The sequence below is a fragment of the Pseudochelatococcus lubricantis genome, assembly GCF_042432495.1.
GTDB lineage: Bacteria > Pseudomonadota > Alphaproteobacteria > Rhizobiales > Beijerinckiaceae > Pseudochelatococcus > Pseudochelatococcus lubricantis.
The window spans coordinates 810,709-829,259 of record NZ_JBHLXC010000002.1; the positions used below are offsets into that span (position 1 = coordinate 810,709).

Consider the following 18,551-nt stretch of genomic DNA (forward strand, 5'->3'; position numbering starts at 1 on the left):
CAATGTCACGTTCTTCTCTCTATTTCTCCATGTCGCGAACCATCCCGGTCTTCAAGGTCGCAGGCGCGCTCAACATGCCCATGCCCATGCGGATGCAGGCAAATGAGGCGATGTGGACGGATCGAGGGTGGACGGTTCAAACGGAACTGATCGATACAAATCGTTTCGCTGTCTTTGCGAATCTCGTGGGGAAGGCGAGCGTCCACATCGGCAGCGGTGAGCACAAAACGCTCATTTGCTTTAACCGTTTCTCGTGCATGGCAGGACAATACGTCTTCGGAATAGATGGCGATCTTCCTGCCTGTGCGAGCTTGCACGGGTCGCGCGGTCCGTTACCGGGCTGGCAGGTACGCGGCCGGACAGCGTTCCATCCTGTTCACAGCCAGGCGGCCGACTTACGGGAAGTGATAGACCCGCTGCCGCCTCGCGGGCTCCGTCCGGGTCGGTTGGTGGAGAGCGCGGTAAAACTGTGGAAGACAATGGGGCGACACCTGAAGTCCGAAGCGGCAGTCCATCTGTGCATGCACGCTGTTGTCATAGGCGGTATGGTCTGGCTGGCCTATGTGGCCGGCTATGCCGGTGTTGAAATCATGGGTGAAATGGGCGCTGGAACCCAGGAGCAGATTTTCTGGCCTGTTGTACAAGTCACAAGAGAAGAGTGGCGCTGAAATACGCCTTGTGAGCACCCTGTTGGTTTCGACATCCGCTCTCTTAGTTTCAATTTCTTCTGTCGCCGTACTGATTTTCGAGACCCACTGTTTACTTTGGCTTCTTCCTGCCTCTGGTACAAAATATTAATTAACAAATAAAATCCATCTCGGGCTTGAGGCGGAGGTGATCGCGAGCGACGCCCGCGATCACCTCGATACGCTGATAGTCCTCCGACATACGCCTGTCTTCAAGGGTGTCCTTGAGCCTTCCCGTTTACGTTGGGCGTCCGGTTAAAATGTGGAAAAATTCAGTCGGTTACATAGATATTTGCACAATCAACGCCTTATATTTTTAGGCCCTTGGTATTCTGCAGATCGCGTCGACGCCATCACCTTACCTCACACCATCGAGCGTATAATACCCATGCCGCCGCCAATTGAGGAGCTGCGACAAGGCATCGGCCTGATCGTCATGACGGCCGTCAGGGAAAGCAAGAATCTCGTCCCGGAAGTTATCGAGCCAGGAAGCGGTCGACGGCAACAGCACCGCGCCGGCCTCGATGCGGGCCGAGCAGGCCGACATCCTGACGACCTTGTCGGATTCCGCCTTGACCGCAATCGTGTGACAACCGTCACGCTTGAGGTCCTGAATCAGGCTCGTGCCGCTGCCCTTGTCCTCGATCAGAATGATTTGCGCCTTCCAGCGCTGTTTGGCCTGCAAGATGCGGTTCTTGAGGCTCGGATAGTCGAGCCGAGCCCGGATGACATCGACGATGTAGACCGTGTCCTGCACGACAAGGGCGGTAATGCCCACCGAGTAATCGTTGAGCTCACCCGCCTTCGAGGCCGTGTCCCAGCTCTGCGCGATCATCGCCGGCCACTTCGCCTCGGGCATGGCGCCGTATTGACCGAACCAGGCCCATTTGATCATGTTGCCGCCGGCCGGCACCGGCGATTGCTGATATTGCGCAGAGAAGGCGGCCGAACCCATCTCGCGCTTCAGTCGGTCGAGATCGGTAACGGTGTCGCGGCCGGGGTGGAGGACATCTCCGGGCTTGATCAGGTGGAAGCGCCCGTACCCGATCGGGATACGGCGTTCTTCTTCGGCAATAGCGGGGAGATTGAGGTGAACCCAGCCGCCCTTGGTGAGCACATGACCGGCGAGATCGTCGACGTGCAGCCGCTGCATGATCAGGATGATGGCGTCGCTTCTGCGGTCGTCGAGCCGGGTCAGCAGCGTTTCGTCGAACCAGCGTTTGACGGAATCACGGGCCGCCTGCGACTCCGCGTCCACCGCTTTCATCGGGTCGTCGATGATGATAATGCCGCCGCCGCGTCCCGTGAGCGGCCCGCCCACCGTCGTGGTCAGCCGGTAACCGCCGTCCGTGGTGCGGACCTCGCGCTCCCGGTCCTTCCCGGGGTCGACCCGGGTGAACGGAAACAGATCCCGATACCAGTCTGCCTTCATCAGTTTGCGGAAGGCATTGGCGTGCTCGACCGCGAGATCATTGCCGTAGCTTACTGTGATGATCCGTCGGTGAGGCTCACGGCCCAGAACCCAGGCCGGAAAGGCGACGGATGCGGAATGCGACTTCAGGCTGCGGGGCGGAACTGTGATCAGCAAGCGCTTGATGCGCCCGTGCATTACCTCCGACAGATGCCAAGCAAAGGCATCGATGTGCCAGTTATGCAGATAGGGCAGGGCGGAATAAAGCTCCCGGAACGATTTTTCGATGAAGGCGCCCAGGTTCTGCCGCTGGATCACCTGCATATCGTGATAGGTGAGTTCCGGCGGCTCACCCGCGACTTGCAAATGCGCTGACCTCATTCGCTGTCCTCCGGAATCATGCCGTTCGGGAACAGTCGCTTGAAGATTGCTTGATCCGATTCGTTGAGCTGCCTGCGGGCGTCGTTATTCGAGCCGTTCGGTTGCGGCTCTATATGGCCGAGGTTCCTCAGCATACCGAAAAGTGCCGTTGTTGCCTTGGCATCACCCTTGAGGGCCTTGTTGGTCAGTTGACGAAACCAGGCCTCCTTCCGGGTGATCTTCTTCTCCCGGTCTCCTTCCCGGACGATGATCTTCTCGTCCAGAATTTCCTGCAAGAGCGTGCCCGTGTTCTTGGTACCCTTCTTACGACCTTTAGGGTTTCCGGATTGGCCTAGCTTGAAACGGCTATGTTTCGGCGGGCTGCCGTAGCCCACCTCATAGGCCGGCGCCGATGCGGTCGTTTCTCCCGCCGGCCCTTCGGCATTGTCATCCACAGGGTGATCATTCATGAGAAACGAGCCTCTTGTCATTCGAGCCCGGTGTCGGGGCTATCGTATCCGGCAATTCGTCGGAAGCCCGATGCTGAGACCGCTCCGCTGCGCGCCGGGCGCGCACGGCCGTAAACGTCTCGCCCGTCGCCGTCAGCACGGCGTCGTCCTTCGCAAACTGTTGCCAGCGAAGGATCGCCGTATCGCAATAAAGGGGATCGATCTCCATCGTCCGCGCGCGGCGCCCGACTTTTTGCGCGGCGATCAGGATCGTGCCGGAGCCGCAGAAGGGGTCGAGCACGATGCCGCCCCGGCTCGAGCAGTCCTTCATCGCATCGACCACCATAGCGACCGGCTTAACCGTGGGGTGCAGGGCAAGCTCCTTCCTCGCGGTTCTGCCGCCCGAGCTGATGCCGCGATAATTCCAGACATTCGTCCGGTAGCGGCCTTTCTGGCCGAGCTCGAAGGAGTTTATATGCGGCGCGGTCCCTGCCTTCCAGGCAAAGATCAGCTCATGCCGGGAGCGATAAAAGCTCCCCATGCCGCCGTTGTCCTTCACCCACACGATCAGGTTCTTGAGCTCGAAATAATGTGCCTCGCCCGCCTGCTGCATTTCGGTGAGATGGCGCCAGTCGATACAAAGGAAATGGATCGAGCCGTCCGCGCTGAAGGCGACCAGATGGCCGATGACCGTGGACAGGAAGGCGGTGAAGCCGTCCCGCGACATCTCCCCCGAGGCCATGGCGAACTCGCGGTGGCGAATTTTTCCCGACCCGCCGACATGGCCGTCGATCAGGACGTTGTAGGGCGGATCGGTGAATACCATCTGCGCCTGCTCGATCCGGTCGCCTGCCGTCATCAGAAGCCGGTAGTTGTCGGCCTCCCGCGCATCACCGCAGACAAGCCGGTGATCACCGAGCAGCCAGACATCGCCCGCCTCGGTCGTGGCTGCGGTGCCGATGTCGATGGCCGGCACACGATCATCCCGCGGATCGGTGTCGTTGCGGGTACCGCCGATGTCGACGAGATCGTCGATTTCGGACACCGAGAAGCCGGTTAGGCCGATGTCGATCTCTGGCGCCTGCTCGATGAGGAACTGCAGCTCGATGGCCAGAATTTCCTCATCCCAGCCGGCATTGAGGGCAAGCTTGTTGTCCGCCACGATATAGGCGCGCTTTTCCGCCTCCGATAGCGATGCGATCAACCGGCAGGGCACCTGATCCATGCCGAGGAGTCTCGCCGCCTCGACGCGGCCGTGCCCCGCCAGGATGCGGTCATGCTCGTCGATCAGCACGGGATTGGTGAAGCCGAACCGTTTGATGCTGTCGGCGATCTGGCGGATCTGCTTTTTCGAATGGGTACGCGCATTGCGGGGATAAGGCGTGAGGTCCCGGATACGCTTACTCAGTAGCTGCTCAGCGTCCATCGTCGTCGCCCTCCGCTTAAAGGGCACCGTCGTCATGGTCATGCTCGCGGCCGGCGTTGCCGTCGCCGGTGCCCGCGCCGACATGCGCCTTCAGCCTGTCGGCCTGGGCAAGGCAAAGCTCGGCGAACCGCCTGAGAAATGCCTCGTCCGGTTCCAGCCCGGTCGCCGACCAATCGGCATGGACCTGTTTGAACAGCTCCTCGGCGCGCAGTGGGCCAATCGCGCTGTTACGGACGATCTCGTCCCAGAGTGTGACGATGCCTAACGACAGGGGATCGGCAGGGATGCCATTCTGGCCATATTTACGGAGAACGGCCTGGCCGACCGAAGAGGCGGCGAAGGTGTCGACGACCTGCGAGAATTCGGGCGAAGCCTTCTCAAGCCGATCGGCGTCGAACCGCCATCGCTGCGCAAAGGCGTTACGGCGTGTCTCTTCCAGATAGCGGTCGCCGTGCTGTTGCCACTGGCGCTGCAGACGGCGAAGCACCGCGGGAAATTGGGGATCATCTTCGTCAAGCAGCGAGCGGAAGGCTGCCGTCGCGTTAGGGGACAGCCCAAAGAGCAGGTTCCGCGCTGCCTGCTGGAGCAGGCGTTCGTCGTGTTTGCGGTTCGGGGCCGTGCCCATTGGGCGGCCACGTTTCCCGGGAATCGTCATTGCGTCAATCCACCTTATTCGTCTGGGAGCAAGATGGATTATTTCATGTCGCCATACAACGTCACTAATTAAGAGTGATTGTGTCGTTAGCCCTGACATGGCTCAGCGATGGTTTTATAGCGAATATTCAGGGCATTAGGGCAGTCGGACACTCCGGCGCTCGCTGTGAATGCCCTCGGCATTGGCTTGCGGCGTGCCTTGTCGAGAAAGGCGCTCGGCGCAAGCATCCGTGCGATCGATTCGCTGCAGGATATCAATGTGATGAAGCAGCGGCAGGGAATAACCTAGCGATACCGGGCCGTAAGGTCCGTTAGCTTGCGAACGCAAGGGTAAGATGCGATCATTTGCGACAAATACGAATACAGTAACTATCTTGCAGGAAGGTGACGTTCGAATCTCGCATGCCTCTCCATTTATTGCCGATAGCCAACTATTCTCGCCGCTCTCCACACTCAGCTAGCAACATGGTAAATCGCCGATTCTATGCTAAAGTCTAGCGTTCTTGGCGAGTTTCATATTGGTTCAGCATACCTTGAAAGACTAGTAATGATCGAATCGCAGCCGAAAATATACGCGGGGTTGTCTCATGTCACCTACGATGGCGATTCGTTTGAACTAGGCCATGGTATCGTGCTGAGAGCGGCCTATGCTCGTCTTTTCGCCGCTAACATGATGGCATTCGCTAAAACGACAGAGGAGAATCCTCACTCTTTACCTTGGCGCGCCGCGCGAGGCGGGTTTAGTTACGACTTTGAAGTCGAACTGGCGGTCCCCACAGGACAGAGGCTGCCGGGAGGACTGAGTGGCGAGGATGTCGTGTGGCTGATCGCTGCATTACTGAGGCTGGTGAAGTATGCGTATCTCATGGTTCCGGTCATCTCTGATGTCCCATTTGACTCCGCCGCAACGTCGAAGCAGGAACCATTGCTCCGACCATTCGAGATCGAACCTCGTATCCTTTCTGCGGGAAAGAAGGAACTGTCGAGCCTCAAAATTGAAGATCTGTCGTGGGTGAAGTCCGTCTGGCCTCGCACAGCGGAATTGCTGAGGACATGCTCCCCCTTGAACATGGCGCTTCGGGCGGCGGATGCTTGTACGGTCAGAGGAAGACCGGCCTCGGCGCTGCTGACAGTGTGGGGTGCGCTGGAAGAACTATTCGCGCCGTCGCGAGCCGAACTTCGTTTCCGGGTATCCGCCCACATCGCTGCATACCTTGAAGCAGCGGGGCCAAAGCGACTCGAACTATTCAAAACCGTCGCTGACCTATACAACGCGCGCTCGAAGGCAGCACATTCGGCCCAAGATGCGGAGGTTGCTGTTTTGGTGCAGAGTTTTGTTATCCTGCGAAACGCTCTCATTCGGATGATTGATGAGGGAATTGTGCCCACGCAGATCGATTTGGAGAAACGCCTATTCTACGGTGACAGCCAATGATCGTCGACAGCGCGACGAACTGGCGTAAGAGCCTGCTTCGGGCGCAAGGCTGAGATCTAAGCTTATCCGGACGATCACTATCCAGTGCGTTGCTGGCTGCCCCCTGTTTGGGATTGTCCGCGTCAATCAGGGCGCGCAGCAGGCTAGCCAGACCGTGAGTCAACGATCCGATTTCCTATTGTCCGTTCGTCCTCTCAGTGGGCGGCTCACTCCAGCGAGCGTTAGACCTGCCTTGAGACTGTCCGCCGGCGTATAGCCGGCAATGTCCTGGATGAAGCCCGCCAACTCACGTACGATCACCGCTACGATCTTCGCCGCGTGCTTGCCGGCGCGGCCAGACGGCGGAACTTGGCGCACAGGTGGGTCTGCGTCTTCCCGGTGATGGCCCGGATTTGATCGGGCAATCCACGATTGCGTTCCCGCTGAGGCATGGCCGCAAGTGCCTTGAGCGGAGAAAATGGATGCGAAGCTACTGGAAGTGGCTTGGGAACAGGCTTTCTCCTAAGGGATACCCGCTCGGTCGACATAAGGTCGGTCTTGGCAGTAGCCTGCCGGAGGTGCCAATTCCTTGAGCAGACTTTCGATCCAGATCGGTGCGGTCTCTCCGAGCTCGTCGGGTAGTCCGCTGGTATCAATATCGATAGAGATCATCTTGTGCACTTGGCATTCGCTCAAACGCATAGTCTGGCGATGGATGTCACCGAATACAAGCATAGCCGCCATCCCACAAAGCTGAAAAAATGGATGATCTAGTCTTGGCTTCAGCCGACGCGAGCGCTCAAAATCAGAAAGCTCGACATGCAGTTCGATCTTCGTTTCGTGGTCCCGAATTTCCCTTCGTAGCACCATCGACGCCGCATCTCGCCCCTTCCGGTCTGACCAGGTATCGTGATACTTTAAAAGAACTTTCGACACTCCGTCATAGCCGCTGGCCTTCAACGAGGGCGGGCACCAGTCGTGCCAGCGGAGCTCGGTGCCATCCGTCATCACGTAGGAGCCCGAACCCGGAACTGTCCGCGGCTCAGTAGATAGTCGATGGGGAGAGATGCGCCCATCCACCTTGTGTGCGGACATCCAACGAGCATCCATCGGTCGAGGTACAGAGGAAAGTGGCGCGAGATCGGGCAATTCCCGTGGAGCGCCCATCTCGTTGCTACGTCCGGGAGAGTCTGGATGCCGGGGGATTACTTCGTCGTTAACCCTGCCACCCCTGCTTCGGTCAAAGATCAGCTTACAAGGCACCCCCAGTCGCCGGAGTTCGCTCGAATCGATGTGCGCGCCGGCGAGGAGCGGATGCCGACGTTTGCCAAAGATGCTTCGCTCCTCATGCCAGTTGAGCTTTTAAAAATAGAGGAGATGATCCGATGCTTGGTTAACCAACTCACGAAGTCGAGTCGAGCGCGATGCGTCGTCTCCAAATGCCGGATTATGTACGGTTTCGATTGCGAGGTCGATATCACCGACTGTTTCCTGCCCACACATGACCGATCCGAATAGCCAGACCCGCTCCACAAGGTTGAGCGGCGCAGCCTCCTCGTTCATATGCTCAATACGCGCCAGTAGATCATCCAGGATCCGGTGGGCCGTGCGCAGCGGGCTACGGCGCGCTTTCCCTCCCGCAATCGCGAGCCCGTCCTCAGTCAAATGCTGTTCGTGCGATATGGCCTTTGGGTCGATAAGCTTTCGCTCGAGCAACTCCTCGTAAAGCGCGGCTGCCTCCAGCCGCGAGGACGCGAATGACTCTACCTCGAAGAAGTTCTCCTCTTGGTCAGTTTGCGCATACACCTTCAATGCCTGCTTGACCTGTGTCAGTCGAAACCCGGCCAAGGTTATGCCCTTCGGCAGATTGACACCCATTTCTACCCCCAAGTGCAATGCGCTATAATGGAGAGGGTCGTTCAATGCCAAGCTTAATCGAGAGAGATGCAGCGAACTTTGATCACGGCACTGATGATGTCCAATTTTGACGAATAGCAAGGGGCACAAAATGACTGAATCGTCTCCCTTGCGGCAATCCACTTCGACGGCGACGACAGGCATTCACGCGTGAAGCACCGTTTGTCATATCGCTATCTCGGTCGTTTACTGCGCGACCCCAGCAGAAATTTCTGTGCGTCGTCGTTCCAAGGATCGAACACGATTGCTCCTGACGGCCGTGTGTCCTTCACGTTGCGCGTGACCAGATAGAGGTCATATTCGATCGCCGTTGCTGCGAGCATCGTGTCGATCACCGGCGGCGCATGGCCACTTGAGCGTTTGCCCTCTCCGGACATCTGCCCCCACCGCCGGACGATCTCGTCGCTGAGCGAAAGCATGCGGTTGCCGAACCGTTCCGCCAGCGCATCGCGGGCTGCCATGTAGCGCGACCGGTCCGCGTCTTGATCTGGCAGATTGTGAATGCCCTTGTCGTATTCGGCCAGGGTGAGAACACTGATGTGGAAGGTTTCCTCGTCCTGTTCCTCGGCCCAGCGCTTCACTGATGGCGCCCCCCGCGGATTGATCAGGGCAGCCACGACATTGGTGTCGAGCAGCCAGCCCCTCACAGTTCGACATCCCGCCCGCGATCGGCCTCGCGTTCGAGATCGAGCCCATCGAGATGCAAGCTTTCCATGAACTGGACGAAGGGCACCCGAGGCTTCTCTGGCACGAGGCGCTCAAATTCCTCGACGCTCATCACCACAACCGCATCATGGCCCCTTACACTCACGCGCTGCGGCCCCTCCTCGCGGGCATGCCGCACCACCTCGCTGAAGCGCGCCTTCGCGTCCTCGAGCTTCCACCGCCCCGTTACCGGCCGGGTTCCAGCCCGTTTTGCTTTCGTCAGTTCCGTCTGTTTGCCCATTGTTTTGCACCTGGTCAGATAGTCAGTTATATAGCACGCACCTCGCGGTAGCGCCAGCGCGCCTTGCTGAAAACAGGGCAGGAAAGGAAGGGATCTCGGTCATCACTCAGTAACCGGGTGTTTGATGAAACAGGGATAGGAGCTGCATGATAAAGCTGGTCCCCGAAGGGAGCCTAGCGGGCAGGTTTATGGTGAAGAATCCACGGAACTTAAGCTTGATTTCCCCTGAAGGCCTCGCAACCCTTGTCGAACCGACTGGATTCGACGACAATTAAACGGGTTTTTCGGGGGGCGTGCTGTGCGTTTCGGATGGCGTTTTATTGCTGTGCTGTGGCTGTGGAATATTGGCGTCTTCGCAGCCGGCTCGTCTTCTGCCCAGTCTCTTCTCCTGCCGCCGGCGGATCGATGGCTGGTCTTGGCCTCGCGGCTCGACCTGGAAGAAGCGATTGGCGCAGCAAGGCCATATGCTCAGCGCCTGAGCGGTGTCCAGGTCATCAAGGCCGCGAATGGACGCTTTGCGGTTGTGGTGGGCCCCCTGGCTGCTGCGAAGGTCCAGGCAATCAAGGATAGTCTGAGCAGCTCGATCGGGGCGCCATCAGATGCCTTCGCCACGCGCGGCGAGCGGTTCGTCGAGATCCTCTGGAAGGCACCACCTGCACCTCTTCTCGCCTTCGAGAAATATGACGGCGAAGCGCCGACCGTTCTCCGACACCAGCAACTAACACTCACTCTGGATGCCGTTCCGCAGCGCGATGGCATGAAGGCAGCGCGCCTTACCGTGCAGGGTGGTGGAGTACCAACGGTGCAAGCCGTCATTTCGGAGGGCGCGAGCGAGAGAGTACAGTCGACCGTGCGTGTGATCCGTGGCGGGAGCGGCAGTCAGATGCCGCTGATCGTGTTCGATTACTACTGGGGCGGAGCGCATTGCTGCACCGTCACGCAAGTGCTCTCGTTCAACGGCGGCCGGTGGCAGATCGCTCGTGGTCAAACGCTCGATGGAGACGGCTACGCTATCGAGGACGTCGATGGTGATGGGAACGTTGAGTTCCTCAGCATCGATAACAGCTTTCTTTACGCGTTCGATTCATATGCCGGTTCATCAGCACCGCCGCGGATCGAACGGCTGGTCGGGACGAGCCTCCAGGATGTAACCAGGGAGCCTCGATACCAGCGGTATTTGCGCCAGCGGCTGGCATGGATGGAGCGCAATGCCAGCGAGGAGCCCTCTGTCTGGCGAGGCAATGGGTTTCTTGGCGGGTGGGTTGCAGTGAAAGCGCAGGTCGGCGAGTTCGACGAAGCCTGGACGCGAATGCTGCAGCTTTATGATCCGAACTCGCATTTCGCGCAGAAGGTCTGCACACTCAACCGGCCGATCGACAAATGTCCGGATGGCGCGCAACGGGTCGTTCCGTTTCCGGAGACGCTCAAGGCGCATCTGATCAAGAATGGTTACATTGGCGGGACGACCGATCAGTCGACGGCTTCATTCGAGGACGCCAGACGGTCGTTCGAAGCACTCCCCATCAATCTCCGCCTCGATATCCAGATGATGATGATAGCAACTGGTCATTGGCCAGCGGTGAGCAACGAGCAATTCGGTAAGCGCCTGTTCCAGGCAGTTCAGGCATTCCAATCCGAAATCGGTGCACCACAGAACGGAATTCTCACGCAGCCGGAGTTGGCGGAGCTACGTGAACGCGCGGCTGATGTACTGAGAAGATGGGGGCTGTCGAGCACGATTCTTTTTCAGACGAATACGCCGTTTTGGATACCTCGGGGTCTGGGACTCAATCAGAGACCGATCTCGAACGGGATGGCCTATGAGGCGAATGACGGATCATTGGAGATCGTCACCAGCTTCCATCCGAGCACCGCGCTGCAACCGTTTTTCAATACCGTCGTCGGGAGCGTTCAACCGCCTGCGACGGTCAATTTCAAGGTTCTCCGGCCGACCTTCTTCGTCGTGAGCTTTTCCGAGGGTGACCGCTCTACCTATGTGCGAATGGCTTCCCTTAACGGTGAGATCGTTGGCTTTACGATTAGCTGGAACTCGAGCGCATTCCACGGCGACCGCTTATCGACACTAATGTCGGATTTATTCCGCGCGAATGTGGAACTGGGGCAACATCGGGCCCCTCCCGTCCCACCGACCATCGCTGCCATGGCGCCAGTTGCGCCGATACCGTCGCCTGTTCCAGCTCCCACGCCTGCGCCAAGAGTGCCAGCTCCTGCTCCTTCGATCGGGCAGACATTCACCGGCACGGGTTTCTATGTCTCGGAAGAGGGCCAGTTGGTCACCAATGCCCACGTCGTGGACTCGTGCGTGCAGACGACCGTGCGTTACGCACAGGATCCCCCGAGAGAGGCTCGGATCGTAGCCCGCGATAAGATAAATGATCTTGCCTTGTTGGCTACCGATAAGCCTGCTCCTGCAGTCGCGGCGTTCCGGCCGGGCGTTAGAATGGGTGAGTACGCCGCGGTGTTCGGCTATCCACTGACTGGTCTGCTGACCTCCGGTGGCAACTTCACACAAGGCAGCGTGACAGCGCTCGCGGGATTGAAAGACGACACCCGTATGCTGCAGATTTCTGCGCCCGTGCAGCCTGGCAATAGCGGCGGTCCGCTGCTTGATGAAAACGGCCATGTTGTCGGTGTGGTGGTCGCGAAGCTCAACGCGTTAAAGGTTGCTGCCGCGACAGAAGACCTTGCGCAAAATGTGAATTTTGCGATCAAGGCGAGCGTGGTGCAGGGCTTTCTCGAAGCACAGGGCGTCAAGCTCAAGATCGGTGAGCCCGGCGTCCCGGCACTCAAGCCACCAGATATCGCTGATCGCGCGAAGTTATTCTCAGCTCTGGTTGTATGTCAGCACTAGATAGGGGCAGATTTGAGCCATCGAGTTGCATGAGCGACGAGGGCGATTGCTGCGAGATAGTTGACGGCGAGGCGGCCGTATCTGGTTGCGATGCGTTTCCAGTTCTTGAACTTTCCGAACATACGCTCGATGATGTCTCAACGTCGATAGGCGGCTCGGTTGAGCGGATAGAAGCCGTCGAGGCTTGCGCGTCCAAGGATGACAGCCTCTATCCCTCTTTCACCGAGCCAGCCACGATGTTTCGGAACCGGCTGACGACAGTGCAACAAGACGTAAAGTCTCTTGAAATCCTGAGCTTGTCCATATAGGTGGGCACGAGGCTCCACAATTTGCCGTCTGCTTATTGTTCGGCTTGCTGCATAGCTGCGGAGATCGCTTCATCCAGCCGCGCCCGGGACACCGCCGACAGGCGCCGGACGCCGAGATGGCGAGCGAGCGAGAGGGCCGGGTCGTCATGCTTGATGACCGCTGGCGCGTTGAGGACGGCGTCCACCAGCTCCGCCAGCGGAATTTCCGGTATGTCTCGTGCGTCTTCGTCGCTAACGGACTTCCTGAAAGGCAGCCGAGCCACTACTTCACCCTTCCGCCAGATGAAATTGCCACTACTTTCCCCCGTATACTCCACTTCATGAAGATGGTCCGCAATATGGTCCCGGATGCGCCGGCCTGTACGTTGCCATCCGTGCGTGCGCGAGATGCGCTGCATGAACGTGTCTTCCCGCAGGGGGGATTCGTTATTCAGTATCGCGTCGATCATCCCGGTCAGGACGACGCTGTATGATGGGGTGTAGAATGCTTCCGCATCCACGGGAAAGCCCGAGAGATCGGTGGCACTGTAGATTTTGTCCACTGCCGACGTCCGTGGCTCCCGCAAGACGTCGGCAGACGCCGGGTTGCTGGATATCTGGGGTTCAGCGAGATCGTTACCGGCATCCGGTGGCGGGGCATTTTCCAGCGCCGCTACCATGTCTGCGATGGGGAAGACGCTCGCCTGATCGGCGCCCGCAGTCTCCGGCGGAACCTCTGCGGTTTCGACGGACGCCAGCTCCGCGGGTTTGCTGCGGCTGGCGATGAGCAAGTCGTCCAGACGGTGATGCAGAACATCCGCGGCCTTTCCGGCATCGAACCACCAGTCGGTCGACCAGACACGGATAATCTCCCAGCCGAGGCCGCGCAGCACCTGTTCGCGTACCTTGTCCCGGTCGCGCGCTGTTGCCGACCGATGATACGTCGCGCCGTCGCATTCGACGCCGGCGAGATAGCTGCCAGCCTTGTCCGGGTGCCTGACGCCTATATCGACGCGGAAGCCGGATACGCCGACCTGAGGTATCACCTGCCATCCACGCCGGGTGAGTTCCGCTGCTACAGCTTCCTCGAACGGGGATTCGAAGCCGCCTTGCGAGCCGATATCCTGAGCGGGCAGGGCGATCGGGCCGCGCGCGGCATAGTCGAGGAATGCCTTCAGATGCTGTATGCCGAGCTTCTTGCCGGTGGCGTTGATATCGTCCGCGGTAATGCCGGAAAATACGATGAGTTCCTGTCGCGCGCGGGTGATGGCCACATTGAGGCGCCGCTCGCCGCCATCGCGGTTGACAGCGCCGAAATCCATGGTCAGCTTGCCTGCTGCATCCTTGGCGAAGGTAATTGAGAACAGCATGACGTCGCGCTCGTCGCCCTGAACGTTCTCAAGGTTCTTGACGATGACGGGCTCGATCCGGTCGTCGGAGAAGAACCACTCGATATCAGGGCAGGCTTGCCGCTCTCCATCAAGCAGATCGAGGATGAGGCTCTGTTGTTGGACGTTGAAGGTGATGACGCCGATTGTCGGGCGCTCTGTCACCGGCAGATTCAGCCAACGATGCAGCCGCTCGACGACTTCGCGGACGATCGCTTGTGCCTCCACACGGTTCGTCCGGTTCTTGCCGCGGTCGTATACGCCATCGGAGACCGCCCGCAGTGAAACAGCCCTGTCTTCAGTGACGGGGGAGGGAAAGGTGATCAGCCTGTTCTGGTAATAATACGAGTTGGAAAATACGATCAGGGATTCGTGGCGACTGCGGTAGTGCCAGCGCAGATAGCGCACCGGCAGGCCCGATGCTCGCGTCTCGTCCAGGATGCTTTCGAGATCGCGTTCGAAGTCATCGACTTCCTCATCCTCGCCACCTTCCGAGCGGCCGAAAAAGTTCGTCGGCGGAAGCTGCTTCGGATCGCCCACGATGATGGTCTGCCGGCCGCGCGCGATCGCGCCAACGGCATCCCATGTCGTGATCTGAGAGGCCTCGTCGAAGATCACGACATCGAACAATGCCTGATCGGACGGCAGGTACTGGGCGATGGACAGCGGCGACATCAGCACGCAGGGCGCCAGCCTGGAGAAAGTTTGCGGCATGCGCCCGATCATCTCGCGGATCGACCGGCTCGGCCGTTGCAGTTCCATCTGGTGGCGCAACAGGCCCAGTTCCGAGTTGCGCGGCACGCCTTGAGGTGAGGGAAGCCCGTGAGCGATGGCCCGGGCAATGCGTGTGGCGGCGTGGCGACGGGCAAGGTCGTCCAGCGTGCGAAAATCCTCGATCGACTGCTCCTGCTGAAACGTACGAAAGCCGCGCAACACGGGATCGGCGTCGATTGCGAGAGGCAGCCACCAGCGGGTGTAAGCGAGGCTGAACGCCTCGCCGATATCGGGGGCGGCAATCGCGCCGTTCTCGATAACATCGACGAGCGGCTGCAATCCATGCGCGACTGCGCGTTCGCGTACGGAACACCAGCTCGACCAGTTGCGTAGCAAGGGGCGCGCCTCGACGAGAGCACCCATTTGTTCGCGGATCGTGTTCAGCACGAGCGTGCCGCCCTCAAGCGGAATGGAGATGCCGGCTATACTGGAATACGCTTCGACAGCCTGTTTCAACTGCGCGTAGGCTTGCAGGTAGATCATGGCGCTGTTGCTCAGGCTGCGATGGGCGCTGGTTTCGCTGATAGCCGGCGCGATAGCCCGCGCGATATTCTGGACTTCTCCCGCAAATTGCGCCAGTTGCAGCAGCGATCCGCGCAAGTTGGCGGCTGTCTCGAGATGTGCGGCAATCCTGCCCATGTCCGTCTCAAGGCCGGCGAAGGGAACTGCCTTTCCCGACAAGGGGCTGGCGGAGATGTGGCCGTGAGCTGTCTGCAATTTCCGGATGAGCGGCAGGTCGATGGCAGGATCGGGCTCGGGCGATCCCGCGCGCGCCCATTGTTGCAACAGTTTCCGGACTCGACGTTTGCCAATGGCGGACTTCGGCCAGATATCGGCATTGGCTTGGCGCCATTGGTTCTCGATATCGTCTATCGGAATGCGGAGCAGTTCGTCTCGATCATAAAGTGCCGACAGCGCCGCTTCGTCGCGCCTGAATGCGGCGATGGCCCCCTCCAGGCCGCCGATAGCGTCTTTTAACTGGCCGAAGTCGGCATCGAAAATGACCGTGTAGTTACCGACGTCGCACTGCTGAACGGATTCGGCGAACTGCGCCAGATAGCGCAATCCGTCGAAGCTGGTGTCAGCGTCGTCCGACAGGCCCGTCTGCAAGCGGAATCCGGCAAGCGCCGACTGCATGTCGGCGGCGGCCTTTTGCAGGGCAATGCTACATGCCAGCAGTTTCTCCTGCCATGCTGCCGACCAGTCGGCGACATTCACAAGGCCGAGAACGGGCCGGTGCTCGATGGAAGCGAACGTATGTCCAAGTTCGCGTGCAAGTGCCTCCAGCGACCGGAAAGCTGTTTCATCGTGCGCGTCATTGCTGGGCCATGAAAGCGTGGGCGCGTACTTGTCCTTGCCGTGCAGGGCGATGCCCATGGCGAGATAGGGCGTGAAGCCGTTGCTGCCCGGCTTGTGCAGCGCGGCGACGTAGGCATTCAGTTCGTCACGGCGGAGACGCAGCTTCTCATTGATGCTGATCCATTCGTTTTCATTGCTGCTTGCATCGTGCTCCCACGACGCCTTGAGCTGCTGCAGGAAATGACGCCTGTCGGCTTTGTTCGAATGGAGTTCGAGGCAATGGTCGCCAAGTCCGTTCTCGCGCAGTCGGCGATAGACCACGTCGAGCGCTGCCGTCTTCTCGGCAACGAAGAGGACAGTCTTCCCAGCGGCGAGGCAATTGGCAATCATGTTGGCGATCGTCTGGCTCTTGCCGGTGCCAGGCGGGCCGATGATGACGAAATCCTTGCCTTCCGCCGCGGCGATGCAAGCGGCGATCTGGGATGAATCGGCCGGCAGCGGCAGGACAATCTCCGCCGGGGAATAATGACGGTCGATCTCCCCTTCGTCGCGGAATCCCACGCCCTGCGTATCGAAGGGCTGCTCGGGATTGTCGATCAGATGGCGGACGACGCGGTTCTGGCGTAGGGCGTCGGTCCGGTCAACCAGATCCTTCCACATGAGGAATTTGGCGAACGAGAAGGTCGAGAGGGCGGCCTCGTCGACCACCTCGAAGCCCGGTGCGTCGCGTATCGCCCTGCGCATGATCTCCAACACGAGCGGAACGTCCACGCCGTTTGCATCCTGGGGCAGGTCGCCTTGCAGAGCCGGGACGGCAAGGTCGAAGTCACGTTGCAGGAATTGCAGCAAGGTGGCGTTGAAGCGGATCTCATCCTCGTGCTGAGCGAGGGAAAACCGTGAGGTGGCGCTGCGGCGTTCGAGCTTGACGGGAACGAGCAAAAGAGGCGCACGGTAGGATCGATCGTCGGTCGGTTTCTTCTTCCAGCGCAGGAAGCCGACGGCCAGATAGAGCGTGTTGGTGCCGCCTTCCGCCAGGTCGTTGCGGACCTGCCGGTAGAGCGCCGTCAGCCTCGCCTCCAGCTCTTGCTTGTCGAGCGGGGAGGGCAGTTCATCCCGCTGCAGGGCCTCTGCGGCAAAGGTCCGGTGGATGTCGCGTCCGCGCGTTTCCCGGAATAGAGCGGCATCGCGGCCGTTCAGCGGATTCTGTTCCGGCAGGGAGATGAGACGCACGGCGCTGCCGGCTGCCAGCCTGTCTTCCAGACTGCCGATATCCGGGCACAGGAATGGTACGGCTTTTTTCGTCTCGGCGAAGTTCAGCAGGCGATTGCGCAACGAAAGATCCAGCAGCTTCTGCTGCCAGCGGTCGATCCTTCCCTGCGCTGTGGTCGGCTTCTGCTCGACTTCTTCCACCGGCAGTTCGGCCCATGCTGGCGGCTTCGGCATGGATATGGCGGTGGCCGGCTCCGGTGCAATATCGACGTCGGATTTGGCCGGCGTGTGGGAGGCGAGCGGGGTGATGCCGCCGCTGCGCGAACGGCGGATATCGATGGCCGCGACGAACGCGTGATCCTGCGTCTCGTCGAGGCGCTGTGCGATGACGGTGCAAGCCTGCGTCAGATCGAGCGCGGGACGGTGGGTGACACCGGTTGTCTCGAAAACGATGAGTTCCCGCGCAGCAATCGCTTTCCTGATCTCGATCGGGTCGGTTTCTACCGCGCGCGGTAATGTGCGGTCCACCATCCATACACCCACGGCGGCATGGCCGTCGAACATCAGGATGACGGGATTGAGGCCCGCCGTCTCAAGGCAGGCGGCAAACAGCAGACTAATGTCGAGGCAGGTGGCCAGGCTGTCATTGATGATCGTCACAGGACGCCTGACCTTCTGGCCTCTTTGCTCGAAACTCGCTGGCGGCTCCGCGTAGAACAGTCCAAGCCCGGTGATTGCTGAATAGACCGCGGCGAGCAGCAAGAACGCCCGTTGCGGCTCCATGGTTTGATAACCGTTGAGAGCGGAGGGATGCCCATGTCGAGCCAGGATCTCGGCGGCGCTACGCAGGACGGGCGGTACGCCGGGGTCGTTGGGCAGCACGAAAGCCGGCAGCAGCTGTGCCATGTCCGCGACTCCGCCCCATTCGTCCCGCGCCAGCAGGCGGACGGGCAACTGCTTCTCGGCGAGTTGCTTGCCCTCGCGGCTCAGGACCAGTGACAGAGTGCCCCGTTCCGCCTCATTCAGGCCGGCGAGATAGTCTGCGTCGAGGTCCACTTTCCTGTCCGCCAGAGGCAATTGTTCCGAGGGCGCGATCCGGTCGATGACCCACCGCTTAGGGCGCAAAAAGGGTGGGCTCGATGACAGTTCCAGCACGCAGTTGTTGAGCGTGTCGCTGGTCGGGCTGTCGATCGCCAGGGAGCGGATGACGGGTATCGCGTTCTGGAAGGAAGCGTAAGTGAAGGCCGAGGCGATATCGGCAATGACAGAAATCGATGGTGCGTTCTCGCTAACGTGCACAGCAGCTGTGCTACCAAGAACATCTTCTGTTTCCCGCATATCGCGTTCCATCACCACATCCGCTGGCCGACAAGTTACACTGCATACCGTGTTACCCAAGCCTGAGGGAAGCAGAACCTATGGCGGCAACGGGAGGGAGGCTCAGAAACTTGAACGCAGC

At 59.7% G+C, this 18,551-nt stretch carries 12 protein-coding genes and 1 pseudogene; 3 read left to right on the plus strand and 10 right to left on the minus strand.

All coding sequences use genetic code 11. The annotated features are described in order from the left end of the window. Nucleotides 1-2 precede the first annotated feature (2 nt). The gene (locus ACFFJ7_RS06580) at nt 3-668 is read left to right on the plus strand and encodes a hypothetical protein (protein ID WP_377591308.1); all 666 of its coding nucleotides are present in this window, start codon (nt 3-5) and stop codon (nt 666-668) included. A 376-nt stretch (nt 669-1,044) separates the two neighbouring features. On the opposite strand, the gene terL is transcribed toward ACFFJ7_RS06580, so the two are convergent. Genes terL through ACFFJ7_RS06600 form a run of 4 tightly spaced genes read right to left on the minus strand, consistent with a single transcriptional unit; the run spans nt 1,045 to nt 4,987 of the window. Next, nucleotides 1,045-2,415, minus strand: coding sequence for a phage terminase large subunit (terL, locus tag ACFFJ7_RS06585; RefSeq protein WP_377591310.1), 1,371 nt, complete (start codon nt 2,413-2,415; stop codon nt 1,045-1,047). Nucleotides 2,416-2,474: 59 nt separating this feature from the next. After that, the gene (locus tag ACFFJ7_RS06590; protein WP_377591312.1) at nt 2,475-2,927 is read right to left on the minus strand and encodes a DUF5681 domain-containing protein; all 453 of its coding nucleotides are present in this window, start codon (nt 2,925-2,927) and stop codon (nt 2,475-2,477) included. Beyond that, a complete protein-coding gene (locus tag ACFFJ7_RS06595) occupies nt 2,920-4,332 on the minus strand; it encodes a site-specific DNA-methyltransferase (RefSeq protein WP_377591314.1) in 1,413 nt (470 codons plus the stop codon). The genes ACFFJ7_RS06590 and ACFFJ7_RS06595 overlap by 8 nt, the downstream gene beginning before the upstream one ends. 16 nt (nt 4,333-4,348) lie before the next feature. Continuing rightward, the gene (locus tag ACFFJ7_RS06600; RefSeq protein WP_377591316.1) at nt 4,349-4,987 is read right to left on the minus strand and encodes a hypothetical protein; all 639 of its coding nucleotides are present in this window, start codon (nt 4,985-4,987) and stop codon (nt 4,349-4,351) included. Between the two features lie 546 nt (nt 4,988-5,533). On the opposite strand from ACFFJ7_RS06600, the gene ACFFJ7_RS06605 reads away from it, so the two are divergent. Continuing rightward, complete coding sequence (locus tag ACFFJ7_RS06605) at nt 5,534-6,421, plus strand: hypothetical protein (RefSeq protein WP_377591318.1); 888 nt, start codon at nt 5,534-5,536, stop codon at nt 6,419-6,421. 501 nt (nt 6,422-6,922) lie between these two features. Here ACFFJ7_RS06605 and ACFFJ7_RS06610 read toward each other — a convergent pair. The 4 genes from ACFFJ7_RS06610 to ACFFJ7_RS06625 form a co-directional block, all read right to left on the minus strand. Continuing rightward, entirely contained in the window at nt 6,923-7,495 is a 573-nt protein-coding gene (locus tag ACFFJ7_RS06610) for a hypothetical protein (protein ID WP_377591320.1), read from the minus strand. Nucleotides 7,496-7,762: 267 nt separating this feature from the next. Further along, on the minus strand, nt 7,763-8,461 hold the full coding sequence (locus ACFFJ7_RS06615; protein WP_377591322.1) for a hypothetical protein: 699 nt from the start codon (nt 8,459-8,461) through the stop codon (nt 7,763-7,765). 29 nt (nt 8,462-8,490) lie between these two features. Beyond that, nucleotides 8,491-8,964 carry a type II toxin-antitoxin system VapC family toxin gene (locus tag ACFFJ7_RS06620; protein WP_377591324.1) on the minus strand — a complete coding sequence of 158 codons (474 nt, stop codon included), beginning with the start codon at nt 8,962-8,964 and terminating at the stop codon, nt 8,491-8,493. After that, nucleotides 8,961-9,263 (minus strand): type II toxin-antitoxin system Phd/YefM family antitoxin, encoded by a 303-nt coding sequence (locus ACFFJ7_RS06625; protein ID WP_377591326.1) that lies wholly within the window; start codon nt 9,261-9,263, stop codon nt 8,961-8,963. Before ACFFJ7_RS06625 ends, ACFFJ7_RS06620 begins: the two co-directional genes overlap by 4 nt. Before the next feature lie 298 nt (nt 9,264-9,561). Here ACFFJ7_RS06625 and ACFFJ7_RS06630 point away from each other — a divergent pair, with 298 nt between their 5' ends. Further along, a complete protein-coding gene (locus ACFFJ7_RS06630) occupies nt 9,562-12,135 on the plus strand; it encodes a S1C family serine protease (RefSeq protein ID WP_377591328.1) in 2,574 nt (857 codons plus the stop codon). On the opposite strand, the pseudogene ACFFJ7_RS06635 reads toward ACFFJ7_RS06630, so the two are convergent. Then, nucleotides 12,132-12,266 (minus strand): annotated as a pseudogene (locus ACFFJ7_RS06635) (IS5/IS1182 family transposase); the annotation flags it as partial. The gene ACFFJ7_RS06630 and the pseudogene ACFFJ7_RS06635 sit on opposite strands and share 4 nt — an antisense overlap. 209 nt (nt 12,267-12,475) lie before the next feature. Then, nucleotides 12,476-18,430: an anti-phage protein ProA gene (gene proA / locus ACFFJ7_RS06640; RefSeq protein ID WP_377591330.1), complete on the minus strand. Its 5,955-nt coding sequence runs from the start codon at nt 18,428-18,430 to the stop codon at nt 12,476-12,478. Nucleotides 18,431-18,551: the final 121 nt, after the last annotated feature.